The 26,757-nt window shown below is 44.2% G+C and carries 24 protein-coding genes; 13 read left to right on the top strand and 11 right to left on the bottom strand.

All coding sequences use genetic code 11. The features are described from left to right. Positions 1 to 3 precede the first annotated feature (3 nt). From DXB91_RS02355 to DXB91_RS02345, 3 genes are all read left to right on the top strand, one after another. On the top strand, positions 4 to 939 hold the full coding sequence (locus DXB91_RS02355) for a GerMN domain-containing protein (RefSeq protein WP_117874671.1): 936 nt from the start codon (positions 4 to 6) through the stop codon (positions 937 to 939). Positions 940 to 1,047: 108 nt separating this feature from the next. Then, positions 1,048 to 3,417, top strand: a complete 2,370-nt coding sequence (locus DXB91_RS02350; RefSeq protein WP_158564573.1) for a DNA internalization-related competence protein ComEC/Rec2 — start codon at positions 1,048 to 1,050, stop codon at positions 3,415 to 3,417. Positions 3,418 to 3,498: 81 nt separating this feature from the next. Continuing rightward, the gene (locus DXB91_RS02345; protein ID WP_117874673.1) at positions 3,499 to 4,449 is read left to right on the top strand and encodes a YitT family protein; all 951 of its coding nucleotides are present in this window, start codon (positions 3,499 to 3,501) and stop codon (positions 4,447 to 4,449) included. 90 nt (positions 4,450 to 4,539) lie between these two features. Here DXB91_RS02345 and pdxT read toward each other — a convergent pair whose 3' ends face one another. Next, a complete protein-coding gene (gene pdxT, locus DXB91_RS02340) occupies positions 4,540 to 5,103 on the bottom strand; it encodes a pyridoxal 5'-phosphate synthase glutaminase subunit PdxT (protein WP_055143955.1) in 564 nt (187 codons plus the stop codon). Position 5,104: 1 nt separating this feature from the next. Next, positions 5,105 to 5,983 carry a pyridoxal 5'-phosphate synthase lyase subunit PdxS gene (pdxS, locus tag DXB91_RS02335; protein ID WP_004848658.1) on the bottom strand — a complete coding sequence of 293 codons (879 nt, stop codon included), beginning with the start codon at positions 5,981 to 5,983 and terminating at the stop codon, positions 5,105 to 5,107. Positions 5,984 to 6,246: 263 nt separating this feature from the next. Here pdxS and holA point away from each other — a divergent pair, with 263 nt between their 5' ends. Further along, the gene (gene holA / locus DXB91_RS02330; RefSeq protein WP_015533192.1) at positions 6,247 to 7,266 is read left to right on the top strand and encodes a DNA polymerase III subunit delta; all 1,020 of its coding nucleotides are present in this window, start codon (positions 6,247 to 6,249) and stop codon (positions 7,264 to 7,266) included. Between the two features lie 153 nt (positions 7,267 to 7,419). Here holA and rpsT read toward each other — a convergent pair whose 3' ends face one another. After that, complete coding sequence (gene rpsT / locus DXB91_RS02325) at positions 7,420 to 7,683, bottom strand: 30S ribosomal protein S20 (RefSeq protein WP_022059403.1); 264 nt, start codon at positions 7,681 to 7,683, stop codon at positions 7,420 to 7,422. A gap of 297 nt (positions 7,684 to 7,980) precedes the next feature. On the opposite strand from rpsT, the gene DXB91_RS02320 reads away from it, so the two are divergent. The 5 genes from DXB91_RS02320 (at position 7,981) to DXB91_RS02300 (ending at position 14,876) form a co-directional block, all read left to right on the top strand. Further along, positions 7,981 to 8,661 (top strand): hypothetical protein, encoded by a 681-nt coding sequence (locus tag DXB91_RS02320; protein WP_117548641.1) that lies wholly within the window; start codon positions 7,981 to 7,983, stop codon positions 8,659 to 8,661. A 24-nt stretch (positions 8,662 to 8,685) separates the two neighbouring features. Further along, positions 8,686 to 11,205 (top strand): 1,4-alpha-glucan branching protein GlgB, encoded by a 2,520-nt coding sequence (gene glgB / locus DXB91_RS02315; protein ID WP_118016713.1) that lies wholly within the window; start codon positions 8,686 to 8,688, stop codon positions 11,203 to 11,205. A gap of 150 nt (positions 11,206 to 11,355) precedes the next feature. Further along, positions 11,356 to 11,556: a cold-shock protein gene (locus DXB91_RS02310; RefSeq protein WP_117548643.1), complete on the top strand. Its 201-nt coding sequence runs from the start codon at positions 11,356 to 11,358 to the stop codon at positions 11,554 to 11,556. 389 nt (positions 11,557 to 11,945) lie between these two features. After that, complete coding sequence (locus DXB91_RS02305) at positions 11,946 to 12,911, top strand: PfkB family carbohydrate kinase (RefSeq protein ID WP_118016712.1); 966 nt, start codon at positions 11,946 to 11,948, stop codon at positions 12,909 to 12,911. 114 nt (positions 12,912 to 13,025) lie between these two features. Next, positions 13,026 to 14,876: an alpha-amylase family protein gene (locus DXB91_RS02300; RefSeq protein ID WP_117548645.1), complete on the top strand. Its 1,851-nt coding sequence runs from the start codon at positions 13,026 to 13,028 to the stop codon at positions 14,874 to 14,876. Here the strand turns inward: DXB91_RS02300 and DXB91_RS02295 are convergent, their stop codons facing one another. Further along, positions 14,877 to 15,929 (bottom strand): alpha/beta hydrolase, encoded by a 1,053-nt coding sequence (locus DXB91_RS02295; protein WP_117874676.1) that lies wholly within the window; start codon positions 15,927 to 15,929, stop codon positions 14,877 to 14,879. Between the two features lie 98 nt (positions 15,930 to 16,027). Further along, complete coding sequence (locus tag DXB91_RS02290; protein WP_158564572.1) at positions 16,028 to 16,939, bottom strand: AraC family transcriptional regulator; 912 nt, start codon at positions 16,937 to 16,939, stop codon at positions 16,028 to 16,030. Positions 16,940 to 17,111: 172 nt separating this feature from the next. On the opposite strand from DXB91_RS02290, the gene DXB91_RS14075 reads away from it, so the two are divergent. Together DXB91_RS14075 and DXB91_RS02280 are read left to right on the top strand one after the other, a co-directional pair. Beyond that, positions 17,112 to 17,273 (top strand): hypothetical protein, encoded by a 162-nt coding sequence (locus tag DXB91_RS14075; protein WP_158564571.1) that lies wholly within the window; start codon positions 17,112 to 17,114, stop codon positions 17,271 to 17,273. Further along, positions 17,270 to 17,419, top strand: coding sequence for a HAMP domain-containing histidine kinase (locus tag DXB91_RS02280; RefSeq protein WP_117874682.1), 150 nt, complete (start codon positions 17,270 to 17,272; stop codon positions 17,417 to 17,419). Before DXB91_RS14075 ends, DXB91_RS02280 begins: the two co-directional genes overlap by 4 nt. A 407-nt stretch (positions 17,420 to 17,826) precedes the next feature. On the opposite strand, the gene DXB91_RS02275 is transcribed toward DXB91_RS02280, so the two are convergent. The 6 genes from DXB91_RS02275 to DXB91_RS02250 all read right to left on the bottom strand — a co-directional run bounded on the left by DXB91_RS02275 (position 17,827) and on the right by DXB91_RS02250 (position 23,051). Next, entirely contained in the window at positions 17,827 to 18,762 is a 936-nt protein-coding gene (locus tag DXB91_RS02275) for a thiamine pyrophosphate-dependent enzyme (RefSeq protein WP_118016711.1), read from the bottom strand. Between the two features lie 13 nt (positions 18,763 to 18,775). Continuing rightward, positions 18,776 to 19,957 (bottom strand): pyruvate ferredoxin oxidoreductase, alpha subunit, encoded by a 1,182-nt coding sequence (porA, locus tag DXB91_RS02270; RefSeq protein ID WP_015533185.1) that lies wholly within the window; start codon positions 19,955 to 19,957, stop codon positions 18,776 to 18,778. Further along, positions 19,958 to 20,260 (bottom strand): 4Fe-4S binding protein, encoded by a 303-nt coding sequence (locus DXB91_RS02265; RefSeq protein ID WP_004848700.1) that lies wholly within the window; start codon positions 20,258 to 20,260, stop codon positions 19,958 to 19,960. It abuts the gene before it with no gap. Beyond that, positions 20,260 to 20,835 carry a 2-oxoacid:acceptor oxidoreductase family protein gene (locus tag DXB91_RS02260; RefSeq protein ID WP_022217194.1) on the bottom strand — a complete coding sequence of 192 codons (576 nt, stop codon included), beginning with the start codon at positions 20,833 to 20,835 and terminating at the stop codon, positions 20,260 to 20,262. The genes DXB91_RS02265 and DXB91_RS02260 overlap by 1 nt, the downstream gene beginning before the upstream one ends. Before the next feature lie 225 nt (positions 20,836 to 21,060). Then, a complete protein-coding gene (locus DXB91_RS02255) occupies positions 21,061 to 22,344 on the bottom strand; it encodes a sensor histidine kinase (protein ID WP_243002930.1) in 1,284 nt (427 codons plus the stop codon). Continuing rightward, entirely contained in the window at positions 22,344 to 23,051 is a 708-nt protein-coding gene (locus tag DXB91_RS02250; RefSeq protein WP_022217196.1) for a LytR/AlgR family response regulator transcription factor, read from the bottom strand. Before DXB91_RS02250 ends, DXB91_RS02255 begins: the two co-directional genes overlap by 1 nt. A 507-nt stretch (positions 23,052 to 23,558) precedes the next feature. Between DXB91_RS02250 and DXB91_RS02245 the strand changes: the two genes are divergently transcribed. Next, entirely contained in the window at positions 23,559 to 25,847 is a 2,289-nt protein-coding gene (locus tag DXB91_RS02245; protein ID WP_022217197.1) for a hydratase, read from the top strand. A 225-nt stretch (positions 25,848 to 26,072) separates the two neighbouring features. Then, positions 26,073 to 26,711 (top strand): sugar O-acetyltransferase, encoded by a 639-nt coding sequence (locus DXB91_RS02240; RefSeq protein ID WP_022217198.1) that lies wholly within the window; start codon positions 26,073 to 26,075, stop codon positions 26,709 to 26,711. Positions 26,712 to 26,757 lie beyond the last annotated feature (46 nt).

Here is a 26,757-nt window from a genome sequence, read left to right as displayed (position 1 = left end):
AATATGACGACGAAAAAAAGAATTATGCTCACTGCCGTGGTCATGGCTGCAGTGGTGATTCTTGTGGCGTGTGGAAGCGACAGCAAGAATGGCAGAAAGAAAAATTCAGCAGACAATTCAGATGAAAATCTGACTCTGTACTACGCAAACTCAACGTGGACTGATCTGTTCCCGGAGGTTTTCACCCGAGACCAGCTCGTCACGACGGAGAATCTTATCGACACTGTGATGAACGCATTGATGGACAGTGGGGAAATGACGGATAAACAGGTTCCGGTTCCCCAGGGCGTTACGTACCAGAGATATACATATGACGGTCAGGCGACGATCAATCTTATGTTCAACGTTGACTGGGAGGCCACTGACACATATGAGATGGTGCTAAGCAAGGCGGCATTTGTGAGAACTCTGACACAGATCGAATCGGTGAAGAAGGTTGTGTATGAATACACTGACATTGCAAATGAGAACAGTATCGTGCGTGAGGAGCTCACAAATGATTCATTTTCAGATATGGACAACTTCATGAATCCACATGAAGAGTACAACATATATATGCCGGACAGCACAGGACAGAAGCTGGTTCAGAAGACCATAGATCTGGACAGATCAGCGCCTGAATCACTGGAGGAACAGATGGTTGCAGGACTGAGAATGAGTTACGATGGAACAGTTGTACCGCTCAATGAGAAAACTGTGGTTAAGAGTGTCACTGTGGATGATGCTGACGATGTGTGTACGATAACATTTAATGAGAGCTTTGCGGATGGAACAGCAGGTGTGGACGATGAGATACTTGTGTATTCTGTTGTGGATTCCCTCATGGAGCTTGAAGATGTCAAGAGTGTACAGATAAATGTGGATAATACAAATAACAGATTGAACAACATCGATCTCAGCAGGAAATTTACTGCTGATTATTCAAAGCTTGAGATATAAACAGAAGTTTGAACAAAACAGGAGGATACGAATATAAAGAGACCATTATTCTGGATAGCAGTATGCTTTGCGCTTGGAGAGGCGTATAAAGAGGCGGCTGACAGTTCAGTGCTTATAATTGGTCTGATCATATTGGCTGCACCGGTATTGTCGGTTTACATGGACAAAGCCGGTACAGCCATGTTTTTTTATAGTGGCAAAGCTCATGGTGATAAAGATAGAAAGAACAGGATCGTCAGATGCGTTCTGAGTATGATGATATTTGGAATGATCTCTTTGACCGGTTATATGAATGGTTGTGCTATGTCGAAGCAGGAGAGACTCGCAGAAGAGCTCGATGGGCAGCAGCCGGGCGGTATAGAAGGAAAGGTGTACGAGATCAGGCAGTCCGGCGATGAATGGCGGGTATATGTGTATGCGGAATGGATAACATTTGGCGGAGGCGACTCAGAAGAAACTGTGGAATACCGGGGAAGATCAAAGGTATTGCTGTACATGGAAGACGTGGGAAGCCTGAAGACCGGAATGAAGCTGACCTTAAGCTGCAGTCTGTCAAGGCCGGACTCTGCAGATAATCCGGGCGAATTCGATGCGCGGGAATATTATTCGCACAAGGGAATATATATAGTAGGAAAGGATATCTCCATTCTGGAGTGTGGAGAGGACTACAGCCGTATAGGAGACATTCTGTTCAGGCTGCGTATAAAGTCCGGGGAGATCACAGACAGTGTGTTTGGAGAGACTGATGGCTCGGTGATAAAGGCAATGCTACTGGGGGATAAGAGCGGCATTGACAGGGATACGAAGAAGCTGTTTCAGATGAATGGAATAGCTCATATTCTGGCGATATCCGGTGTGCACATAGCAATAATAGGAATGACATTATTCGGCGTGCTGCGAAGGCTTACAGGGTCATATATGGCATCAGGTATAATGGCTATATCTGTGATCGTACTTTACGGAGTTATGACCGGGATGGCGAGTTCAACTGTAAGAGCCATGATAATGATGGTGATATCTGTGATCGGTCAGGTAAAGGGGCGAAGCCCTGATATGCTTACATCCGCGGGAACCGCGTCAGTCATACAGGCGATGATTGATCCGGGTATCATCCTTGATGCCGGATTTCAGTTGTCTTTTGCCGCAGTGCTGGGGATGGCGGTGCCTGGAGCACTTATGAAAAAGCTTATTCCAGCTAAGAATAAGGTAGTCAGCACACTTGTAATGAATCTGGCGATAACACTTGCCACCGGACCGCTTGTTATATTCTATTATTACCAGTTTCCGCTGTATTCGATCTTTCTGAATCTGCTCATAGTGCCATTGGTTTCTGTGATAATATTCGTGAGTATCGTCGTGATTGCGGCTATGCTTATTTTTCCCGGGATACTACAGGGCAATGAGATGGCGGTGGGCATAGGAGCGTTTCCTGTGAAGCTGATACTTGCAATATACAGGCAGCTTTGCAAATGGGCGATGAAGCTTCCATTTTACAGTATAAATACAGGCCATGTGTCGGTTATGATGATCGTAGTATTTTATATGGCTATGGTTGGAGTGCTGATCCTGCTTGTAAGAGCAAAGAGTGCAGACTGCGCCAGGGTGAGGAGGCGGATGGTCTGTCTGTGCGCTGCTGTGATCATGACCTTGTGCTGCGTGTGTTACGAAGCAGCTTCATTTGACCGGGAGTTCAGAGTTGTATTTATGGATGTTGGTCAGGGAGACGGCATACTTATAAGGTCTGGCATGGGAGTAAATATATTGATAGATGGGGGCTCGTCGAGTAGCAATAAGGTTGGTGAGTACGTGATGGTGCCTGTTCTAAAGTTTTATGGTGCAGCTCATGTAGATTATGCATTTGTGACACACGGAGATAAGGATCATGTGTCCGGTATCCAATATCTTCTAAGCGATACGAACTCCGGTATCAGAATAGATAATCTTGTGGTTCCGATGTATGGTGATATTGAAAATATGGGTGAACTGCTTGAGCTGGCAGAGAAAAGAGGCGTAAATATCATATATATGGACGGCGGTTTTCAAATGTCCTGTGGCAAGGATGCAGCTAAGGTGTGGTTAAATTTCTTGCATCCGTCCGAAAAAACTGATATAAAAGATGCAAATGATCTTTCTGCGGTTATCCGTCTGGAGTATCGAGGGTACAGTGTTTTATTTACGGGAGACCTGGGAGAAGATGGAGAACGGGAGCTTATCTCGGAGGGCGGTGATCTGAGTGCTGATGTGTTGAAGGTCGGACATCACGGCAGCAGATATTCTACGAGTGGGGAGTTCCTGAGAGCAGTCGCCCCGGATCTTGCGATCATATCGGCGGGGGAGAATAACCGATATGGTCATCCGCACGGGGAGACACTGGAGCGTTTGGATGCCTGTGGAGCTGATGTAATGAGTACCATAGACTATGGAGCTATATGTGTAGAGATAACGTATGGTGGAATTTCGGTAACCGGATACAGATGATCAGGGAGTTATGAGAATAAGAATTCTGAAAGGAGAACAGGGGAAGGAAGAAACGACTATGATGTGGAAAGGAAGATGAGTATGACAAAAAAACTAAAATTACTGCTGGAATTTGTAATGCTGACACTTGGCGCAGTTATAGCTGCATTTGCTATCGAAGAATTTCTCGTGCCGAACACCATACTTGACGGAGGAGTCATCGGTATAGGTATCATGATCAATAATCTCACAGAAGTGTCCCTGAGTATTCTGACGATCGTTCTTAATGTTCCGTTTCTTATAATAGGTTCAAGACAGCTTGGTAAGATGTTCATGGTGAAGTCCGGTTATTCCATGGCTGTATTCTCAGTATTTGTGGAGATATTCAAACCCCTTGAAAATGCAACCTCAGAGACCATACTTGCGGTGTGCTTCGGCGGTGTGATACTTGGACTTGGAGTTGGTATCATCATCAAGTTCGGCGGGTGCTTGGATGGAACGGAGACCGTGGCCATCATGCTGAACAAGAAAAAAGACTGGCCGGTTGGAAGAGTTGTTCTGGGCATGAATCTGATCATATATTCTATTGCGGGAATGCTCTTTGGTCTGGACAGGGCGATGTACAGTCTTCTTACATACTTTATAACATCAAAGGTGCTTGATATGGTTGAGACCGGTCTTGAGCAGGCGAAGGCAGCCATGATCATAACTGATGATGCCAGAGAGGTGGCAGACAAGATATACAAGAAGCTTGGAAGAACAGTTACCATCATGCAGGGCAAGGGAATGATAAGCGGCAACAAGACAGTGCTCTACTGTGTTATCACGAGATTTGAGATTGGTGAGCTGAAGAACATCATCAATTCCATAGATTCTTCTGCATTTGTCACAGTTACGGATGTGGCGGAGATCATCGGCAACCACATCAAGGATAATGAATACAAGGAGATCCTTGAGAAGATAGAGGAGAAGGAAGAACCGCTCACAAAGCTTCCTGAGCATGAGAGTATGACGGACTTTGATAGCCTGGAGCATACCGGAAAAATAGATTAGAAAAAGCCTGTGACATATACCGGCAGATAACTGCTGTATATGTCACAGGCTTTTCTTTATTGATATATGTTTTAGACTGTAGTCAATATATTACTGGATACTGTCTACAAATGCCTTGTGGATCCTGTAGTCGCTGTCAAGCTCAGGGTGGAAGGAGAGGGCAAACTGGTTGCCGTACTTAACCGCCACGATCTTGTCATCAACTGTTGCAAGGACATCAACCTCAGGTGAAACCTCAGCCACATAAGGTGCACGGATGAAAGTCATAGGAACCTCACCGATACCTTTAAGCTCGGCCTCTGTGTGGAAGCTTCCAAGTTGTCTTCCGTAGGCATTTCTCTTTACTGTGACAGGGAGAGTGCCAAGGTGTACAGTGTCATCACCTTCGATGTGCTGTGCCAGAAGAATAAGTCCTGCACATGTGGCAAGAACCGGCATGCCACCCTCGATCTGAGACTTTATAGTGTCGAACATGTCGCTGTCTCTGAGAAGCTTTCCTTGGACTGTGCTCTCACCGCCAGGAAGGATCAGGGCGTCATAAGGCTTGTTCAGATCTCCGGCATTTCTAAGTTCTAAGCATGATACGCCGAGCTCGGAAAGTACATGCTCATGCTCTGCGAAAGCTCCCTGTACTGCCAATACACCAACCTGCATATTACTTACCCCTTTCTGCCATGAGGATTGCGATCTCCTGCTCGTTGATACCAACCATAGCTTCACCAAGTCCCTCTGAAAGCTTTGCGACGAGATCAGCGTCATTGTAGTTTGTTGTTGCCTGAACGATGGCAGCAGCACGCTTAGCAGGGTCTCCTGACTTGAAGATACCTGAACCTACGAATACACCCTCAGCACCGAGCTGCATCATGAGAGCTGCGTCGGCAGGAGTAGCAACACCGCCGGCTGCGAAGTTTACAACTGGGAGACGGTGATTCTCATGTACGTACTGAACGAGATCGTAAGGAACCTCAAGCTTCTTAGCTGCCTCATACAGCTCATCTGTTCTCATGCTGACGATCTCAGCGATCTGGCTGTTCATCTTTCTCATATGTCTTACGGCCTGAACGATATCACCTGTACCAGGCTCGCCCTTAGTTCTGATCATTGAAGCACCCTCGTTGATTCTTCTGAGAGCCTCGCCGAGATCCTTGGCACCACATACAAATGGAACCTTGAACTGTCTCTTGTCAATATGGTATACGTCATCTGCTGGTGAGAGAACCTCGCTCTCGTCGATGTAGTCAATCTCGATGGCCTGAAGGATCTGAGCCTCTGCAAAATGTCCGATACGGCACTTAGCCATAACAGGGATTGATACAGCGTTCTGGATTCCCTTGATCATCTGTGGGTCGCTCATACGTGATACACCACCGGCAGCTCTGATATCTGCTGGGATTCTCTCAAGTGCCATAACTGCACAAGCGCCGGCAGCCTCAGCGATCTTAGCCTGCTCAGGTGTTGTAACGTCCATGATAACTCCGCCCTTAAGCATCTGGGCAAGTTCCTTATTTAACTTATATCTTTCTGTTGTCTCCATGTTGAACCTCCGTTATAATTAGATTTGTGTTTATTGGAGTGAGTGTACATAAACTCACAATCTGTAGGTGATTATAAAACCAAAGTGACATTATAGGAATAATCAATATGTGATTACAAAAACAGGTCAGATAACCTCTGATGTTATCAAAACACATAGAAAAACAGGTCAGATTTGCCACATAAGATATAATTATGGTAGAAACTGGTACTGTATTTTGAAAATCATATTGTGAGACATAAGCTTGATGAAGGAGAAACGTAATGGCTGCAACAAAGAAAAAAGAAAAAAAGAACGCGATGGCGGTCATAAACCAACATATAAAGACGGGGGAGTTTGCCAAGATATATCTTCTGTATGGGGAGGAGAGGTATCTCGTGAACCAGTACAGGGATAAGCTGCTGTCGGCTCTGACTGATAAGGACGATAATCTGAATTTTATGAAATTTGCCGGAAATGGGATCGATACATCTGAGCTTCTTGCATTCTGCAACGAGATGCCATTTTTTGCGGACAGAAGAGTTGTCCTTGTGGAGAACAGTGGTCTGTTCAAGAGCAGCAACGAGGATTTTGCAAAGAAGCTGGTGGAGATAGAGGATACATCAGTTGCCATATTTGTAGAGATGGATGTGGACACCAGGTATAAGCTGTTCAAGGCTGTGGACAAGAATGGAGAGGCTCTGGATTTTGCGACCCCTGATGAGAAGATGATGGTCACGTGGGTGAAGTCACTGTTCCGTGCCGATGGTGTTGCCACCACAGACACGGCGATATACAAGATAATCGAAGCTGCTAACATGGATATGAACTGTATCAAGAATGAGGTTGACAAGATGATAAGCTACGCCGGAGACACGAAGCAGGTCAGCGAGCATGATGTGGATCTTCTGTGCAGTCAGGATGCGGAGAGCAAGGTGTATCAGATGATAGACTTCATCATTGCAAAGCAGAAGGAGAAGGCTTGCAGTATGTATCACGATCTTCTTGAGAATAAGGAATCGGCGATCATGATAAACGCATGTATCATGAGACAGTTCAACAAGCTCCTTCTGGTAAAGATGGCATTATCAGATGGCGCGCAGGACGCCAGCCTGGCGAAGATCGCAGGATGCCCGGTGTGGGCGGTGAAGAATTACAAGGCTCAGTGCAGGGGCTACAGCATGGCACAGCTTAAAGACATAGTGGAGAACTGTCAGGACATGGACTACAAGCTCAAGACCGGACAGGTTATGGATAACGCGGCGATGGAGGTCATGATCGTGGAGCTGTGTGAGATGCAGTAGGAGACTGGTGATGATATTAGATATTGAGGCAAAAAAATAACCACTGTGAAAACAGTGGTTATTTTTTATATAACTATGATTGGTTCAAATATATGCAGCCGTTTAATATATCCAAATCCTTGTGTCAAAGTTATGTAGTTATCAGCCAGATGCTTAAGCCATCTTGTTAACTGCAACTGCAAGACGTGATACCTTACGAGCAGCGTTGTTCTTGTGGTAGATGCCCTTTGAAGCAGCCTTGTTGATCTCTGATGTAGCAACAACAAGTGCCTGCTGAGCAGCAGCCTTATCACCAGCAGCGATAGCAGCCTCAACCTTCTTGATAACTGTCTTAACCTTAGACTTGATCATCTTGTTTCTAAGTGTCTTCTTCTCGATAACATTGATTCTCTTCTTTGCAGATTTGATATTAGCCAAAATTCTTACCTCCATAAAATCTAATTAAATATAATAAGGTTTTACATTAAAACCGGACACGGACAATTCAATGTAAACATACTCACATATAATAGATGAAACGCAATTCGTTGTCAAGACTAAAAAACAAAAAAATGCGCATTTTCGCGGATTATTTTCATGTTGTTTCCTAAGAAAAATGAAGTAAAACAACATGTTACTTTCCTTTACATAAAAAGGGGGAAATGGTATCATATATGCAGTGGGTCTTAATGATCCATACATATTATAATACAGGAAAAGCAGAGAAATATACAGATGTTTAAATATAGATTTTTTCAGGTGATAATGGCACTTTCGCTGGTCTTGCTGATCATCTCCACGGCGATAATGTGTTCGTTCAGCGTTTGCAGGGTTGCGGAGAAGAGCTACAAGCCGAGTAATAGCGGCACGATAAGTTCAGTCATGAATAACGGACAGACTGATGAATTATCAGAATTTGATGCGTGGGTGGAATACAGTATCGTGCTGGATGCTCTGGATGGGGACAGCGAGCAGGAGTACAGGCTTGGCAACGTATATCTGTCCACTGAGAATGTGATGAGGCTTGAACAGCTTGCAGACATCAAATCCAAGGCAAGCAATGGTGTGTTCATATCCATTGTGCTTCTGGTGGCATGCTTTGTAGTCATAAGGAGAAGGAGACTGTATGAGTGTGTTGTATGGGGCGGCGCTGCAGGCGTTATAATAGGAATAATCAGCTTCATAGCCATGGCGGTATCCGGCAGCGGAATCATGTATGGCATAAGAAGAATGGTGTTTGGAGAAAGCTATGCGGAGCTTTTTCCGGGACACGATGTCCTGCCGGATATAATACCGGCCGGTACGGGAACGAAGGTTCTTTGGGTGTATGTTGGAACGATATTTGTTGGACTTGTGGTTACTATCATAGTCAGGGTTATAAGCTATAAGAAATCACGTCCACACAAATTCAGATAGAAGGTTACATAATGGGAGGTAGTTATGAGAAAAAGAATCGAGGAGTGGATAAACTGGGTGCTCTATGATGAGCTCATTGCCAGCAAGATCAATGCGCCAAAGCATTTGCTGGGAATCCATGATTATGGTGAAGGTCAGATAATCGTTGTGTACAAGCCGGGGGCAATCAGGGTAGAGGTTACATCGCGCACAGGTAAGAAGATACACACCATGGAACAGATGACAAATGAAGGACTGTTCGCCATTTATTTTGATAAGAAGGAGTACGATGGCAACAAGTACAATGTTGTCACCACATATGAGGATGGCACCATTATAAACAGTGCAGATCCATATTCATTTGAATCGCTTATCACGGATTTTGACACATACCTTTTTGCGGAGGGTAGACATTACAATATATATGAGAAGCTTGGCGCACACCCTATGACTATAGACGGTGTACGTGGAACCTACTTTGCAGTGTGGGCTCCTCATGCAAGACGTGTCAGTGTAGTCGGTGATTTCAATCTCTGGGATGGTAATGTAAATCCTATGCAGATCACGGCAAATGAGGGAATATACGAACTGTTCCTGCCGGGCGTGGAGCCAGGTGCTGTGTACAAGTATCAGATCATGACAAGATATGGAGAGATACTGTACAAAGCGGATCCATATGGCAACCAGTGTCAGATGAGACCTGAGAATGCCTCTGTGGTTGCGGACATAAGCAGCTATAAGTGGAAGGATACATCATGGATGAAGGATAGAAGCAAGATCAGCCGTACTGACAGAATGCGCATGCCTATGTCCATATACGAGATGCATCTCGGCTCATGGCACAAGAAGGTTGAGGATGACGATGCAGGCTTCTACACATACAGGGAGCTCGCTCCTATGGTGGCAGACTATCTCAATGAGATGGGATATACGCACGTAGAGCTCATGGGTATATCAGAGTATCCATTTGACGGCTCATGGGGCTACCAGGTTACCAATTATTATGCACCGACCAGCAGATATGGTGATGCAGTAGATTTTATGTATTTCGTTGATTATATGCACAGCAAGGGAATCAGTGTTATCCTCGACTGGGTGCCAGCACACTTTCCTAGGGATGCGCACGGACTTGGACGTTTTGATGGGATGCCTCTCTATGAGCATCCGGATCCAAGAAGAGGAGAGCATCCTGACTGGGGCACATATATATTTGACTATGGCCGCAATGAGGTGGCAAACTTCCTCACGGCAAATGCTCTGTTCTGGGTCGAGAAGTTCCATATAGACGGACTCCGCGTGGATGCTGTGGCATCCATGTTGTATCTCGACTATGGCAAGCAGGATGGACAGTGGCTTCCGAATGAGCATGGTGGAAACGAAAATCTTGAGGCAATAGCACTTATGCAGAATATAAACCGCATCATGGAGGAGAGAAATCCGGGGGCATATCTAATAGCAGAGGAGTCAACAGCGTGGGCAGGTGTAACTGCTCCGGCATCCATGGACGGACTTGGTTTCCTGTTCAAGTGGAATATGGGATGGATGAATGACTTCCTTGAGTATATGCAGATGGATCCATATTTCAGACAGAACAACCAGAACATGCTGACTTTCAGTCTTTCGTATGCGTATGCTGAGAACTATGTTCTCGTCATATCCCATGACGAGGTAGTTCATCTCAAGCGTTCAATGATAGAAAAGATGCCTGGCAGCGAGGAGGACAAATTCGCAAATCTCAGAACTGCGTACGGATTCATGTATGGACATCCGGGCAAGAAGCTGCTCTTTATGGGGCAGGAATTTGCACAGCCTAGAGAGTGGAGTGAGGCGAGAAGCCTTGACTGGTTCGTCTTAGACAATCCGCTCAATCAGGGCATGGAGAGGTATGTCAAAGCGCTCAATAAGCTTTACAATACCAATGATGCGATGTATGCGAATGACACAGATCCAATGGGATTTGAGTGGACAGATTGCGATCACCCAGACATGAGCATACTTTCATTTGTAAGACGAGGCTCAACTCCGAAGAAGCAGCTGCTTTTCGTATGCAACTTCACTCCGGTTGAGAGAGATAATTACAGTATACCGGCTCCGTGCTACACAACATACAAGGAGATACTCAACTCAGATGATGTACAGTTTGGCGGAAAGGGCAGACTCAACGGCAAGCCGGTCAAGGCACTGGACAAGAAGAATGCCAGAACTCCTTACAGTATAGACATCACGGTTCCACCACTCTCAACAGTTGTGTTTGAGTACGATTACACGGATATGTCACCTGAGCTTGAGAAGAAGGAAGCGGCAGCCAAGGCGGCTGCAAAGAAACGTGTGGACGCTGCAAAGAAAAAGGCTGCATTGGCACAGAAGAAGGCTGAGGAGATAAAGAAAGACGCTGAGAAAAAGGCATCAGAGCTGAAGAATGATGCAGAGAAGAAGACTGCTAAGTTGAAGAAAGAAGCATCTGAGATATCAAAAGGGATCAAGGATGATATAGCTGATATAGAAAAGTCAGTGACGGCTGTTGCTGATGATATCCGGAAAGATATAAATTCACGAAAAAAATAAACTTGCAATATGAGACAACAGGTCATATAATGTGGGTGTAAGTGCAAAGGGGCACAGAACGATATTGTTCTGTGCCCCTTTTTTGTACATCAGGCGGGTGACGATCTTCCTGATCGTAAGAATCCGGGTAGTTTTTAAGGAGGAAGCAGTATGAAGACAGGAAAAGTAAAATGGTTTAATGCAAAGAAAGGCTACGGCTTTATATGTGATGAGGATGGAGCAGATGTATTTGTACATTTCTCAGCACTGAATATGGAGGGCTTCAAGGTTCTTGAAGAGGGAGATACAGTAGAGTATGAGGTTGTGGACGGTGAAAAGGGTCCACAGGCGACAAATGTGACAAAACTGTAAATACAATGCGGTATATGTCAAAACAGCCATATATTTAAAGCGAATACATGTTGAATTAGGAGAACATCCCCGGGTTATGATTACAGATGATCAGGGGATGTTTTTTATGAGCAACGAACTGGAGCATGCTATTGCGTAGAACTGAGATAAATATCTACAAGGCCTCGTGTTACATAAATACAAGAATATTATAGATATCACCATATGCTAAAATTGTATGTTTGATATAATAAAAACAACACATATTTAAAAATCATCTTGACGGCTGGCGATGATAAAATGTAGAATACACATATATGGTGAAACATGTTTCATGCATTTGCTGTTGGTGATAAACAGTTAAATAAACAGGCACGTATTTATTTTAGATTATAAGGGGGATATGTACTATGAAGAGATTTGATGTTGTGGCACTTGGAGAACTGCTCATAGACTTTACACAGAACGGGCTCAGCGGTCAGGGCAATATGATGATGGAGGCCAATCCGGGCGGGGCACCATGCAATGTTCTCGCTATGCTGCAGAAGCTTGGCAAGAAGACTGCATTTGTTGGAAAGGTAGGGGATGATTTCCTTGGAAAAATACTTGCCAATGTTGTGGCTGATGCCGGGATCAATACTGACAATCTGAAGTTTGATAGGGATGTACATACAACACTTGCGTTTGTGCATACCTACGAGGACGGAGACAGAGACTTTTCATTTTACAGGAATCCGGGGGCGGATATCATGTTAAGCGCAGATGAGGTGGATGAGAGTATCATAAAGGATGCCAGGCTGTTCCATTTCGGATCACTCTCACTGACATATGAAGTGTCACGTGCTGCAACACAGAAGGCTGTGGCTGCTGCAAAGGAGGCTGGATGCATCGTCACATTTGACCCGAACCTCAGGGAGCCTCTGTGGAAGACGCTGGACGAGGCCCATGATCAGATCGACTGGGGTATGAGACAGTGTGATGTGCTCAAGATATCGGACAATGAGATACAGTGGTTCACAGGAAGAGAGGATTTTGACGAGGGTATAAAGATACTTCAGGACACATACAATATACCTTTGATACTTCTCTCCATGGGAAGAGATGGAAGCCGTGCATACTACGGGGATGTAGTCGCTGAGGCAAAGCCGTTTATCCAGGAGAACACTATAGAGACCACAGGCGCCGGGGACACTTTCTGTGCATGCGTGCTGAATTATGTACTTGATAATGGACTTGAAGATCTTGACACTGATAAGCTTACAGAGATGCTTGTATTCGCAAATGCTGCTGCATCGATCATCACAACACGCAAGGGAGCACTCAAGGTTATGCCGGAGAGATCCGAGGTTGAGAAGCTCATTGCCGAGAGACAGTAATAGATAAAAATACGGCAACAGATTAAAACAGGTTGTGTACGGTAATGATACAGATTATGTAAATAAAATGAGAATGATAAGTTAATTGACTATAGTCAGAAAAGGAGAAGATAAATGGCAGGTTCAAAGACAGTGAAAAAGACTGCAGAATATACAAAGAGATTTGATGAGAGATATGACGAGCTCAAGTGGCTCTACTGCGAGCTCTATAACAACAATATGGAGGCATTTGACTGGCTGTGCGATTCTCTGTATGGTTATTATCAGGAGAGAAATGCTGATCTCAAGAAGCTGGACAGAAGCCGTGTCAAGAATCCGGACTGGTATAAGCAGAATGATCTGTTAGGTATGATGATGTACACAAATGCATTCGCGGGAACGCTGAAGGGTGTAAAAGAAAAGCTTCCATATGTGAAGTCATGTGGTGTGAATTATCTTCATTTTATGCCGCTGCTGGAAAGCCCTAAGGGCAGAGATGACGGCGGATATGCTGTTGCGGATTTCAGAAAGGTAAAGCCTGAGCTTGGAACCATGGAGGATCTGGAGGACCTCACTGCAGAGTGTCACAGACAGGGTATAAGCTGCTGTCTGGATTTCGTAATGAACCATACAAGTGAGGATCATGAGTGGGCAAGGGCAGCGAGAAATGGAGATCCTGTTGCAAGATCCAGATATTTCTTCTATGATGATTGGTTCGTTCCTAACATATATGAGGAGACTGTGCCTGAGGTATTCCCAACTACGGCGCCTGGTAACTTCACATGGATAAATGACTGCAATCAGGTGGTCATGACTACATTTTACCCATACCAGTGGGATCTGAACTATGCAAATCCTATGGTGTTCAACGACATGGTCGGCAACATGCTCTATATGGCAAACCGAGGTATAGATGTCATCAGACTCGACGCTGTTCCGTATATATGGAAGCAGATAGGCACAAACTGCCGTAACCTTCCACAGGTTCACACTCTTGTCCGTATGATGAGGATAATCAGTGAGATAGTATGTCCGGGAGTCCTTCTTCTCGGAGAGGTCGTTATGGAGCCTTCCAAGGTAGTTCCATACTTTGGAACAGTTGACAAGCCAGAGTGCCATATGCTCTACAACGTGACAACCATGGCATCCACGTGGAATACGATAGCCACGAAGAATGTGGGACTCTTAAAGCGCCAGATGGATCAGGTGTGTGCACTTCCAAAGGATTATGTGTTCCTGAATTACCTCAGATGCCACGATGATATTGGCTGGGGACTTGACTATGACTGGCTGGCACAGTTCGGCATAGATGAGGTGGCACACAAGAAGTTCCTGAATGACTATTTCACAGGAAAGGGATACAACAGTGATTCCAGAGGTGAGCTCTATAACGATGATCCTAGACTCGGAGATGCCCGTCTGTGTGGAACAACAGCATCCCTGTCAGGCCTTGAGGCCGGCCAGTACGAGGCAAATGCAGACAAGATCGAACAGGCCATTGCCTGTGATCTCATGCTTCATGGATACCTGCTGGCACAGAGCGGAATCCCGGTTCTGTACAGCGGTGATGAGATAGGACAGACAAACGATTATACTTATAAGAATGATCCGGACAAATGTGCGGACAGCAGATATCTGCACAGAGGAAACTTCCCATGGGACAAGGTTGAAAATAAAGATCCTGTAGCCATGAAGATATTTGACGCGCTGCGCCACATGGAGGATATAAGAGCATCGCATGATGTATTTTCATGTAATGCAAATGTCTACACCATAGAGACAGGATGTGCAAGCGTCCTCGGAATAGTGAGGGAATATGCAGGACATGAGCTGAGGGCATTTTTCAACTTCAGCAACATGGATCAGCTCATCTGGACTATGCCTGAGGATCAGGCTGACATATATACCGATCTCATATCAGGCAAGACACTCCGCGAGCTTGGAGCAGTCATGCCTAGATATGGATGCTGGTGGTTCTACAGATAGTTATTCGGAATCTTTTTTATAGAACATAAGGAGAGTATTTTTGATAGAAGGCTTAAAGACTGTGTTATGGTCATAGCCTTCTATTTTTTCGTAGGTTAGGTTTAAGCCAGAATAATTTCTCTCTTGTAAATCATTGTAGAAATCCTCGATAGAAGATATGAAGTTTTTATCCTCATCTGCACCTACGGTTACATAGACATTAGCATTTAGAGTCTGTGTTCTATTGTAATATTCTTCTTCGTACGTAGACATGAATTTGCCGTCAGTATTTGCCCACATGGAAGGACTGCCAATATAATAATTTGCAAATGTATTTTTTCCTATAGTGTCATTATGGAACAGAGCGTAGTAAGCCCAGTATCCACCTAGGGAATGTCCTGTGAGAGTCATATTTTCAGGGTTTACAGAGTATATTTCTTCCAGGTAAGGAATCAGGTTATCTACAATAAAATGCAGGAATGAATCAGGGTTAGTCTGGAGATCTCTTTTTCTGATGACATCATAATTGTAAGTGTTTGGATATCCTATGCTGACAAGGATAACGTCCTGTATCTGGCCAGATGTCATAAGAGGTCTGAGTTCAGGGTGATCACTGAGTCTCCAGACTCCATCGGTCATAACAACCATTGGATATGAGCTTGCTTCGTTATAATCAGGTGGAAGAGATATATGGACAACAAAAGTGTCATCTATCTCAGCATCATAAATGGATAATTCGTTGATATAGTCTGCACAGGCGGGATCAAGAGTTGTCACCTCGTTATAATACATGTGCTCGGGAGAGAGTTTTCCCATGGTTATGCTGGCACGTTCCTCTGGAAGTAAACCTGTTGGAGTTGGCGCTTCTGTAGTAAGCTCCTCAGTTGTGATTTCTTTGACTGAGGTTTCACTTGTTGTTGCTTTTTTGATTGACGTATCTTCGGATGAAGAATAGCTGGTGACCGATTGGGTGACAGTAGAGTCATTCTTAGATGCTGACGAGTGCTGACACCCGGTGACAACTAATATAATAGCTATGCTGAATGTGGTCAAAATTGTTAATTCCTTTTTCATAAAAGGCCTCCTTTGATTGTATTTAGTAATTATCATATAAGTGAGAAATACTATAAAAACAATATCACAGGAGTTGCATTATGACCTGTCAGCAATGGTTAAACTTTGTCGGGGCGGATTTGCAGGAGAAGGTAATTTTGTTCCTTTTTTAATGATACATTGCTACACTCTAAGGTTATGTCAGGCACTATGTTATAATGAGAAAACGGTAGAAATTCTGTGTAAATTTTATACCAAAGTGACTGCTGCCCGGCAGGAGTAGTATCTGAACAGTCAAAACAGATCCATTCGCCGTCAGGAATGCTTGTTATCGAATAATCGGATATATTTAATCCGGAAATTTCTTGTTTTGTGATCATTCGTCCAAATGTGTAATTAAAGCATGAAATTTCATTATTGAACTTATCAATATTTATAAAATCATTTGATCTGTAACCGAATAAGCAGTTATTTGGTTTTTCATCAGTGGATTTAATTTCCATTAGTTTATCCCAGCTGTGACTGCAGCATTCTCTTGTAAATTTTGGAATCAGAACATTATTTTTCGCGGTATCGAGGCTTGTGAAAACCCTGGAATAACCGGCAATACACATGTTGTTGATCTTAACGATTCTGTAGTTGAGCATAGATCCCCCATCTGCTGTGACCCTTAATACAATCCGGGTGAAATTATGGAGACCGGACTTGTTATTTCGAACATAAGTTGGAGAGTTTCCATGAAAGCGTGTGAAAGCCTTCGTGAAGCTTTCGGGTGTGTCATATCCGTATTCAAGTGCAATATCAGTCACCGTGCGGTTGGATGAAATGAGTTCTTCTCCAGCCAGGGAAAGCCGGCGGTTTCTGATATATTCCCCTATAGTATATCCCGTGATTAGATGAAATACTTTCCTGAAGTTGTCGGGAGAAGAGTAAGCCTGCCTGGCTATTGTATTTTGGTCCAATACTTCACCGTCAATAAGGTGAGTCTCAATATAATCAATTGCGTTAATAAGTCCTTCGGTCCAATTCAAATGGTTTTCTACCTCCATGTAATGTATGTATATCACTATAGCACATATTTGTAGTAAATTGTTATAATGGACATATGAAAGTCATATCGGTTTGTTATCAAGACACTATACGGATTCAATACTCGAGAATGTTTCATATATAAATGAGATGATAACAGGAATGCTTTCATATATGAGACTTGAAAAGGCTCCCGATATCAAGAATGAGGATATAGATCTGAACAAGCTTATTGGACAGGTTGTGGACAGATACAGAGTGGAACTTGAGAACAGAGATATAGAATGTGAGATCTCAGGAAATGCTGTGATCCATCTGAGCTGTGGGAGCCGATGAAGAAAGGAAATTCAGCCAGAACCGGCCACACAGGAAATGGTCTTGGCCTGTCCATAGTAAAGAAGGTATTAGATTTGTCAGGATTTACCGGAGATATACAGATAGAAGATGGTTGGTTCGTGGTCACTATAGCATTTAAGAGATAGAATGAACCTAGGTTTCGGTATTGCAAAACGGGACTTTCTCAGCAAAAAGATAAAATTTTATGCCTAAATTGACAAACTTGCAAGAGAAACCAAATCATAGCATATGAATATAAACAATTCCCTGATTCTATAGATGGTCTAAATTGTAATGAGTCATCAAACGCATAATCTGTATACTATGCGCATGATGTGTATTATCAAACAAAAACAAAAAGAAAGCCCGCCCAGGGCATATATAACGATTGGTAGTGCAGTCGACTGAGTTTCAGCGTTTCTTGCTAAGGCGAAGCGCGCAACGCCCTTATCGCGTGCGTAGCCGCATGCAGATAGAAACAAGCTGAAACGAAGGAAGACAAACGTGATCGATTATATACCCCGGGTGGGCTTTCTTTTGTCCGTCATACAATTTAATTCTTAGAACATCTATACAGCAGATCCTCCCAACGGCGGTCAACCTCTTGCTGATACTGAACGAGAAGGTGCTCGTTTTCAGGCTTGAACAGGTGTTTGAATCTGCCCTGCGTTCTCAGGAAGTCCTCGATAGGAAGCTTATTCTTAGGAGCGTAGGAGAGGATCCATTTGCCCTCGATAACCTCGAACAGAGGCCAGTAACATGTCTCAACTGCCAGCTTGCAGATGTCCATGATCTTCTCTGTAGGGTATCTCCATCCTCTAGGACATGGTGACATGACATTGAGGAAAGCTGCGCCAGGTGTGTAGATAGCCTTCTCAGCCTTCTCGTAGAGATCACGCATGTTGCCGAGAAGAGTAGACTGTCCAACATATGGGATGTCGTGTGCAGCCATGACCTGGGCGAGATCCTTTCTGTTCTGCATCTTACCATTTGACTGTGAGCCTACTGGTGTGGTTGTTGTGTCAGCATACATAGGAGTAGCTGATGAACGCTGGATACCGGTGTTCATGTATGCACCATTGTCGTAGCACACATATACCATGTCATGTCCACGCTCCATGGCACCTGACAGTGACTGAAGTCCGATGTCATAAGTTCCGCCATCACCGCCGAATGTGATGAATTTGTAAGTGTCATCTATCTTGCCTTTTTTCTTCAGAACGTTGTAGGCTGTCTCAACACCTGAGAGGGTTGCGCCTGCGTTCTCAAATGCGTTGTGTATGTAGCTGTCCTCGTAAGTTGTGTAAGGATACATGAAGGTTGAAACCTCAAGACATCCTGTGGCGTTACCGATGACCGCCTTGTCGCCCTCGTGAAGGGCGCGGAGTACAGTTCTGACAGTGATCGTACCACCGCAGCCTGCACACATTCTATGACCTGGAGCAAGACGCTCAGGCTTGTTCATTACTTCTTTAAAATTATATGCCATTTCATCTTACCTCCTACTGTCTAAGTCCTATGTACTGATACTGAGGAATCTCAGCACCGTTCTCTATCATGTCTTCAAGCTGTGCAAATACGCCCTTGGCGCTGTCCACAGTGTAGTCACGTCCGCCGAGACCGTAGATGTAGCTGACAGCCTTTGTGGTTGCCTGAATGTCATACAGGTGCTCCTTGACCTCTGCTGAGAGAGGACCGCCGCCTGCTCTGAATCCTTCCGATCTGTCAAGGATTGCCACAGCCTTGGTGTGGGCGAGAGCCTTTGCAATCTCCTCACCAGGGAATGGTCTGAACACTCTGATCTTCAAGAGTCCGACCTTCTTGCCTTCGTTTCTCAGCTCATCTATAGCTTCCTTTGTTGTTCCGGCAGCAGAACCGATCATAACGATGGCGTAGTCAGCGTCGTCAAGTCTGTACTCCTCAAAGAATCCGTAGTGACGGCCTGTCATCTCCTCGAATTCCTTTGCAACGTCAAGAATAACCTGCTTTGCATTCTTCATGGCAGTGTTCTGAGCCATCTTAGTCTCCATATAGTAAGGAGATGTGGCGTAAGGACCGACAGCCATAGGCATCTCAGGATTTAACAGATACTGCTCAGGGGTGTATTCACCTACAAACTTCTTTACGAGATCATCCTCGATGAGGGTGATATTCTCAACGGCATGGCTTGTGATGAAACCATCCTGACATATCATGATAGGAAGCCTGACATCCTTGTGCTCGGATATTCTGTATGCCTGAACAAAGTTGTCATATGCCTCCTGGTTGTTCTCTGCGTATATCTGAAGCCAGCCTGTATCACGTGCGCCCATACTGTCAGAGTGGTCGCAGTTGATGTTGATAGGGCCGGAGAGTGCTCTGTTTACAAGTGCGAGGGCAAGTGGAAGACGATTGGACGCTGCCACATAGAGCTCCTCCCACATGAGGGCCATACCACATGATGATGTGGCTGTGAGTGTACGGCAGCCGGCAGCCTCTGCGCCGATCGCTGCACTCATGGCACTGTGCTCACTCTCTACCGGGATAAATTCTGTATCGATCTCACCATTGGAGATAAATGTTGAAACAAACTGAGGTATCTCAGTTGAAGGTGTTATAGGGAATGCAGGCATAACATCCGGATTGATCTGCTTTATAGCATGTGCCACAGCCTCATTTCCTGAAAGACGTTCTCTTATAGCCATTTATTTGCCCTCCTTCATAGTGATTGCTCCGAATTTGCACTGGTATGCGCATATACCGCAGCCCTTGCAGTGCTCCAGGTCAAATGCGAGACGCTTGCCTGATACGACCGGAATGCATGAATCCGGACAGACAGGTGCGCACAGAAGACAGTGTACGCATTTGCTCTCGTCTAGGACAGGTGTTGAAGTCCTCCACTCACCTGTGTTAAATGCCTTGGATGTGCCACCGCCGTATACGTGGTTTCCAGGTGTGAGCTCTGTCCATTTGCTATTGTCATGTATCTTGCTTATATCTGTTCTCATTACTTCATTACCTCCCTGAAGGCGAGCTTTAATGCTTCCATGTTGCCCTCGATAACCTCTGGTTTCTTGGCAAATTTGTGCTGATATGACTGTCTCATATCTTCGAGGAAAGGTCCCTCCTCCATTATTCCGCTGACAGCAACGATGGCTGCAAGCATAGGAGAGTTAGGGAAATTCTTGCCGAGAGTCTTCATGGAGATCTCCTTGGCATCAAGTGTGTATACCCTACCCTTGTAACCCTTGAGCAGTGGACGGACCTCGTCCGGAGTCTTAGGTGTATTTATGATGATGGCACCATCCTCGGCGAGACCTGCAGTCACATGTACAGGTTCGATCAGAGATTCGTCAACTACAACCACATACTGTGGCTCGTAAATGTTGGAATGTACTCTGATAGGTTCACTGCTGATCCTGTTGTAAGCAGTGATAGGTGCACCCATTCTCTCTGGACCATACTCAGGAAATCCCTGAACATATTTACCTGTTTTGAATGCCACATCTGCGAGGAGCAGGGCAGCAGTCTTGGCACCCTGACCACCACGTCCGTGCCATCTGATTTCGATAGTATCTTTCACTTTCACATCTCCTGTCAAAAATTTCTCATTAAGTTCCGTTTATTAGGAAAAATAATCCTTTTGATTATACCATTTATAGATAATAAGTAAAGAATAAAATTAAGGAAATGAGTCGAAAAACAAAAAAATTTAACGCGGATAACAGAAATACCTAAAAATGTTGGATTTAACGATGGGATAAGTTATCTGAAAACTATAAAAAAGCATTTGGGATCATAAAATTTATTATATGCTGACGACAAAGTGGATACAGTTCTGCCCATCCACCTTCTGATTGTCCAGCAGTATTTCACCATGGTACTTGGATGTGAGCTGTTTCAGCTTGTAAAGTCCGATACCTCTGGAATAAGCTCCATCCTTCAGAGGCTTGGTCGAGTAGCCCTTTGCGAAGAAGTTCTTGCGCATTTCCGCGGTGAGCTGCGATCCGGCATTGAAGGTTTCAACGGTGGTAGTCTTGCCGTCAGAGTCTATGATGACTTTTATCATACCTCCGTCTTCAGTTGCGTCAAATGCATTGTCCACCAGAATGCTCATGACATCCAGAAGCTCAAATTCCGCTGCCTTGGATGTGAGTGTGGAATTTTTGACATCTATATCCAGATTGATATTATGCTCCTGCGCAAGGTTCATCTTGCTGAACAGAAAACCTGCGATCAGTTTCATGTTGATCCTCAGAAGATACGAATTCTTGATGACATGGTCATTGCAGGAGGTATCCAGCTCATTTGAAAGGGCAGCAGCGAGGGAATCATAATCAGTGTAACTGATCGGCAGCATGCTGATGGCCTGAAGCTCATTGTTGTAGTCATGCTGTCTCATGCGCACCTGATCTATCAGATCCTCTATAATAGGAAGATACTGTTCATATGACTGTAGTTGCTTCCGGGATTCTCTGAGGCTCATATAGTTCTTGTACATTCCCGAGTATAAAATGAGGATAAGTATGACTATAAACAGGAAAGTCATAAATATATTCATGAAGTCCTTAGGGGATATACGCTGGTATAAAACCATAGATACCATGAGGGCAAATACTGCGAGTATTATATTCCTGGATACCTGATTTTTCACTATAAGAGCATCGTACAGCTTATCCATATGTCCGAATTTGTATAAAAGTATAGCTATGATGAAAGCCATGGCTTCGGTTATATATGTTGAAGTGTTGGTGAATGGATTGTCCGTAAACTGCATGATGACAACCATCTGGATGAGGTTCAGTATAGTCATGATGATAAGTGTAATTGCGTATCCCGTTATGATCTTCATCGGCGGATATCGGAATACCAGAGAGTAGAATACAAAGCAGTATATGTATGTTATCAGTGTGAATATTAACATGGAGTCTGTAACTGTGGCAATCAGAGAGACTGGTAAAGTCAGCAGAAGCAAAGGTGGAAGTCTCTTTGCTATCTGGGAAAATTTTACATTATATATCGCCATCAAGAATACTAAAAATACAAAGGTATCAAACAGTATCTTGGAAAGAAAATCAAAATATGCAGCCATTATCTGTTCTCCTGGTAAGTTTCTATAATAGTTTTGTATTTGCGCCCGACCGGTATGGATTCTTGAGCCAGTTTCAGCGTTATAAGTGAATTGGATCTGTCGTAGCTCTGTATGTAGTCGGGATTGAAGTAATAGCTTTTGTGGCATCTGACCAGAGGTACATCACCAGCAGCCTGCAAAATTGACTCGAAGGTCGGGTTGGTGACGATAAAATCGCCGTCGGATGTGAAAATGTGCTTGTGGTGGCCGGATGCACATACATAAATTATTTCATCCATGCTTATATGGAAAAGTATTCCCTGGATATCCTTTACGCGGATCCTTGATGTCTGGTCGTCAGGCTGTGTGAGCACCGAGTTGATCCCTCCTACGACATCGATTCTGTCATAAGGCTTTGAGAAATAATACTGGCAATGATACTTGTTGATGACATCAAGGTTTGGAACGGTGATGTCGGTGATGAAGATGACAGGTGTGTCATTGTATTTGGGAATTCTTCGGAGATAACCACATACATCCAATCCGGTCTTTCCTCCACCGAGATCAATGTCCAGTAAAAAGATATCAATATCAAATGAATCTATTATTGTTATGGCATCGTTGTAAGTTGATGCAGTGTTGACAACAGCGTCTGCGTACTCTTCTTCAATTATATGTTTTAAGCCGGTAAGCTGGATATTGTCATCCTCAACAATCAGAAAATTCATAATCAAACACTCCTGTGAAAAATTGATAGATAAACAAAACTCTTAAATTATTAACATATCAGGAACATTCTATCATACAAATGGGAATTTCTACAATAGGTATAATTAAAGTATATGTGTGTTGTACACGAAAATTTATGTCGTTCAGGTTGTTATACGCGTCGTTTGTGTCGATTTTTGCCAAAACTATTGGAAAAATTATACAAATAGTATAGTGTATGTAACAGAGGATAATTAACTCTGAGGGGAGATTGATTATATAGTGTCAGATAGGATGTATCAGGTACAGGTATTTCGGTTAAGGGTATCTGTACAGTATATTCAATTTGATGCATAGGATCTGCCATATGTGCCTGAGCATGTATGGCAGATTTTTTGCGTTAAGCTGTAATATAATACTATTTAAAATTTGAAAATAATATGGTATGATGTAGAGAAACATGGGGTTTTGTATACATCTGTGTGCAATTCCATAAATGACAAAAAGCTATTACCAGGAGGAAGAGTATGATTAAATTATTTGACAACGGTGCTTATCTGTTACATGGTACAGAGCTGGTTGAGGATAATGCTGAGGCAGGTGCGGTTCTCGCATCAAAGCTTGGCAGTGCTCCATCAAAGGAAGAGGCATCAAAGAACACACTTGCTTACGGAATATTGGCTAAGCATAACACATCTGACAATATGGAGAATCTTAAGATCAAATTCGATAAGATGACTTCACATGATATAACATTTGTAGGAATCATCCAGACAGCAAGAGCATCAGGTCTTAAGGAGTTCCCTATACCATATGTACTTACAAACTGTCACAACTCACTGTGTGCCGTAGGTGGAACCATCAATGAGGATGACCATATGTTTGGCCTCTCATGTGCGAAGAAGTATGGCGGCGTGTATGTACCACCTCATCAGGCGGTCATCCATCAGTTTGCAAGAGAGATGCTGGCAGAGTGTGGCGCCATGATACTTGGATCAGACTCACATACACGTTACGGTGCTCTTGGTACTATGGCTATTGGAGAGGGCGGCGGTGAGCTCGCAAAGCAGCTCCTGTGTAAGACATACGATGTTGCAAAGCCGGGCGTTATCGCAATCTATCTCGACGGAGAGGTACAGAAGGGGGTTGGTCCTCAGGATGTGGCACTTGCCATCATCGGAGCAACATTTGGCTGCGGATATGTCAAGAATAAGGTCATGGAGTTCGTTGGTCCTGGTGTTGACAAGCTCTCAGCAGATTTCCGTATCGGTATTGATGTTATGACAACAGAGACAACATGTCTGTCATCAATATGGAAGACAGATGACAAGATAAAGGATTGGTATGACATTCACGGAAGAAGTGAGGCATACAAGGAGATGAATCCTGGCGATGTGGCTTACTATGACGGAGTCGTATATGTAGATCTGTCAACAGTTAAGCCAATGATAGCTATGCCATTCCACCCAAGCAACACATACACCATCGACGAGCTGAATGCCAACCTCATGGATATCCTTGATGATGTTGAGAAGCGTGCACTTGTAAGCCTTGACGGCAAGGTCGACTTTACACTCAAGGATAAGGTAAGAGATGGCAAGCTGTATGTTGAGCAGGGAATCATCGCCGGATGTGCCGGTGGTGGATATGAGAATATCTGCGATGCGGCTGATATCCTCAGAGGCAAGAGCATAGGCGCTGACGAGTTCACACTGTCAGTATATCCTGCAAGTACACCTATATATATGCAGCTTGCAAAGAACGGTGTTCTGGCTGATCTCATCGAGACAGGTTCTATTGTTAAGACAGCATTTTGTGGACCTTGCTTTGGTGCCGGTGATACACCTGCCAACAATGCATTCTCCATCAGACATTCAACAAGAAACTTCCCTAACAGAGAGGGTTCAAAGATACAGAATGGTCAGATCTCATCTGTTGCGCTTATGGATGCGCGTTCTATCGCAGCAACTGCAGCCAACAAGGGCTATCTGACATCAGCAACAGACCTTGCAGATATAGAGTACACACATCCAAAGTATTTCTTCGACAAGGCTATATACGACAGAAGAGTTTACAACGGTGTTGGAAAGGCTGATCCTTCGGTTGAGATCAAGTTTGGTCCAAACATCAAGGACTGGCCTGAGATGGTTCCTCTTACAGACAACCTTCTCCTCAAGGTGGCATCAGTTATACATGATCCTGTAACAACAACAGATGAGCTTATCCCATCAGGAGAGACTTCATCATACAGATCAAATCCTCTTGGACTTGCAGAGTTCACTCTGTCAAGAAAGGATCCTGAGTACGTTGGAAGAGCGAAGGCTATCCAGGCTGTAGAGAAGGTTCGTGAGGCAGGTGAGTGCATGGGTAAGGCATTCCCAGAGGTCAAGGAAGTTATGCATGCCATCAAGGAGAAGTTTGAGGACGTATGCGGAAGCAACACAGGTGTTGGAAGTACCATTTATGCTGTTAAGCCAGGTGACGGTTCAGCCCGTGAGCAGGCTGCATCATGCCAGAAGGTTCTCGGTGGATGGGCAAACATTGCAAAGGAGTACGCTACAAAGAGATACAGATCAAACCTTATCAACTGGGGTATGCTTCCATTTGTGATCGACAAGGATTTCGACTTTGACAATGACGACTATGTATTCATCCCGGGAATCAAGGATGCGGTGAAGAACAAGACAGAGGTTATCAAGGCATATGTTGTGAACAAGGATTTTGCTGAGATAGAGCTGAGACTTGGAGAACTCACAGACGATGAGAGACAGATCATAACAGATGGCTGCCTCATCAATTACTACAAGTACAACTAAATGATATATATGGTGCCGAGTGCGCCATGTATGTACATTTGAATATAATGTATATACGACGATATAACAGGCATCATCATGGGCGCTTTAGTGCGGCTTGGTGGTGCCTGTTGCTTTCATATAGCCAGTGTGATCATGATGTGATAATCCACGATGTCAAAAAGAAACGGATTTACAACATGGCGGGTTTATGAAGACAAAAATAAAATACAGGAGGTATTAACAATGGGAAAATCAGAGCTGGAAAAGATGCACACATGTGAGCTTTATCTTCCGGGCGATGAGGATATCGCCAGAGAGCAGATAAAGTGTCTGGACAGATTATATGACTTCAATATGACCAGACCAACAGAGATGGTCAAGCGTCAGCAGATGCTCAAGGAGATGTTTGAGGAGATAGGAGACAACTGCTATATAGAGCCACCACTCCATGCAAACTGGGGCGGCAAATTTGTTCACTGGGGCAGCAATATATATGCGAATTTCAACCTTACAATGGTGGATGACACACATATTTACGTTGGTGACTACACCATGTTTGGACCAAATGTAACTCTGGCAACAGCGGGACATCCAATAAATCCTGAGCTCAGAAAACAGGGCTATCAGTACAATGCACCTATAACTATAGGAAAGAACTGCTGGATAGGTGCGGGTGTAACAATACTTCCGGGAGTTACGATAGGCGATAACACCGTCATAGGAGCTGGAAGTATGGTCGCAACGGATATACCATCAAATGTAGTGGCTGTCGGAAACCCGTGTAAGGTTCTTCGAGAGGTAAATGAGCGTGACGCAAAGTACTATTTCAAAGATCACAGGATAGACTTCTTCCAGTATAACAATGTGAGCAAGAATGACTGATGAGGTATATTCAGTTGAGGATGGAGGGTACATATAGAAGGTGGAA

Origin of the sequence: Coprococcus sp. OM06-34AC (assembly GCF_003462545.1) — a bacterium.
Lineage (GTDB): Bacteria > Bacillota > Clostridia > Lachnospirales > Lachnospiraceae > Coprococcus > Coprococcus aceti.
This window is presented reverse-complemented; position numbering and strand designations above follow the sequence as displayed.

Excerpts from the sequence above, each read along its gene's own strand:
- DXB91_RS02355 (WP_117874671.1), top strand. The coding sequence starts at position 4 with ATGACGACGAAAAAAAGAATTATGCTCACTGCCGTGGTCATGGCTGCA.
- DXB91_RS02345 (WP_117874673.1), top strand. The coding sequence starts at position 3,499 with ATGACAAAAAAACTAAAATTACTGCTGGAATTTGTAATGCTGACACTT.
- pdxT (WP_055143955.1), bottom strand. The coding sequence starts at position 5,103 with ATGCAGGTTGGTGTATTGGCAGTACAGGGAGCTTTCGCAGAGCATGAG.
- pdxS (WP_004848658.1), bottom strand. The coding sequence starts at position 5,983 with ATGGAGACAACAGAAAGATATAAGTTAAATAAGGAACTTGCCCAGATG.
- holA (WP_015533192.1), top strand. The coding sequence starts at position 6,247 with ATGGCTGCAACAAAGAAAAAAGAAAAAAAGAACGCGATGGCGGTCATA.
- DXB91_RS02320 (WP_117548641.1), top strand. The coding sequence starts at position 7,981 with ATGTTTAAATATAGATTTTTTCAGGTGATAATGGCACTTTCGCTGGTC.
- glgB (WP_118016713.1), top strand. The coding sequence starts at position 8,686 with ATGAGAAAAAGAATCGAGGAGTGGATAAACTGGGTGCTCTATGATGAG.
- DXB91_RS02310 (WP_117548643.1), top strand. The coding sequence starts at position 11,356 with ATGAAGACAGGAAAAGTAAAATGGTTTAATGCAAAGAAAGGCTACGGC.
- DXB91_RS02305 (WP_118016712.1), top strand. The coding sequence starts at position 11,946 with ATGAAGAGATTTGATGTTGTGGCACTTGGAGAACTGCTCATAGACTTT.
- DXB91_RS02300 (WP_117548645.1), top strand. The coding sequence starts at position 13,026 with ATGGCAGGTTCAAAGACAGTGAAAAAGACTGCAGAATATACAAAGAGA.
- DXB91_RS02295 (WP_117874676.1), bottom strand. The coding sequence starts at position 15,929 with ATGAAAAAGGAATTAACAATTTTGACCACATTCAGCATAGCTATTATA.
- DXB91_RS14075 (WP_158564571.1), top strand. The coding sequence starts at position 17,112 with ATGAGACTTGAAAAGGCTCCCGATATCAAGAATGAGGATATAGATCTG.
- DXB91_RS02280 (WP_117874682.1), top strand. The coding sequence starts at position 17,270 with ATGAAGAAAGGAAATTCAGCCAGAACCGGCCACACAGGAAATGGTCTT.
- DXB91_RS02275 (WP_118016711.1), bottom strand. The coding sequence starts at position 18,762 with ATGGCATATAATTTTAAAGAAGTAATGAACAAGCCTGAGCGTCTTGCT.
- porA (WP_015533185.1), bottom strand. The coding sequence starts at position 19,957 with ATGGCTATAAGAGAACGTCTTTCAGGAAATGAGGCTGTGGCACATGCT.
- DXB91_RS02265 (WP_004848700.1), bottom strand. The coding sequence starts at position 20,260 with ATGAGAACAGATATAAGCAAGATACATGACAATAGCAAATGGACAGAG.
- DXB91_RS02255 (WP_243002930.1), bottom strand. The coding sequence starts at position 22,344 with ATGGCTGCATATTTTGATTTTCTTTCCAAGATACTGTTTGATACCTTT.
- DXB91_RS02250 (WP_022217196.1), bottom strand. The coding sequence starts at position 23,051 with ATGAATTTTCTGATTGTTGAGGATGACAATATCCAGCTTACCGGCTTA.
- DXB91_RS02245 (WP_022217197.1), top strand. The coding sequence starts at position 23,559 with ATGATTAAATTATTTGACAACGGTGCTTATCTGTTACATGGTACAGAG.
- DXB91_RS02240 (WP_022217198.1), top strand. The coding sequence starts at position 26,073 with ATGGGAAAATCAGAGCTGGAAAAGATGCACACATGTGAGCTTTATCTT.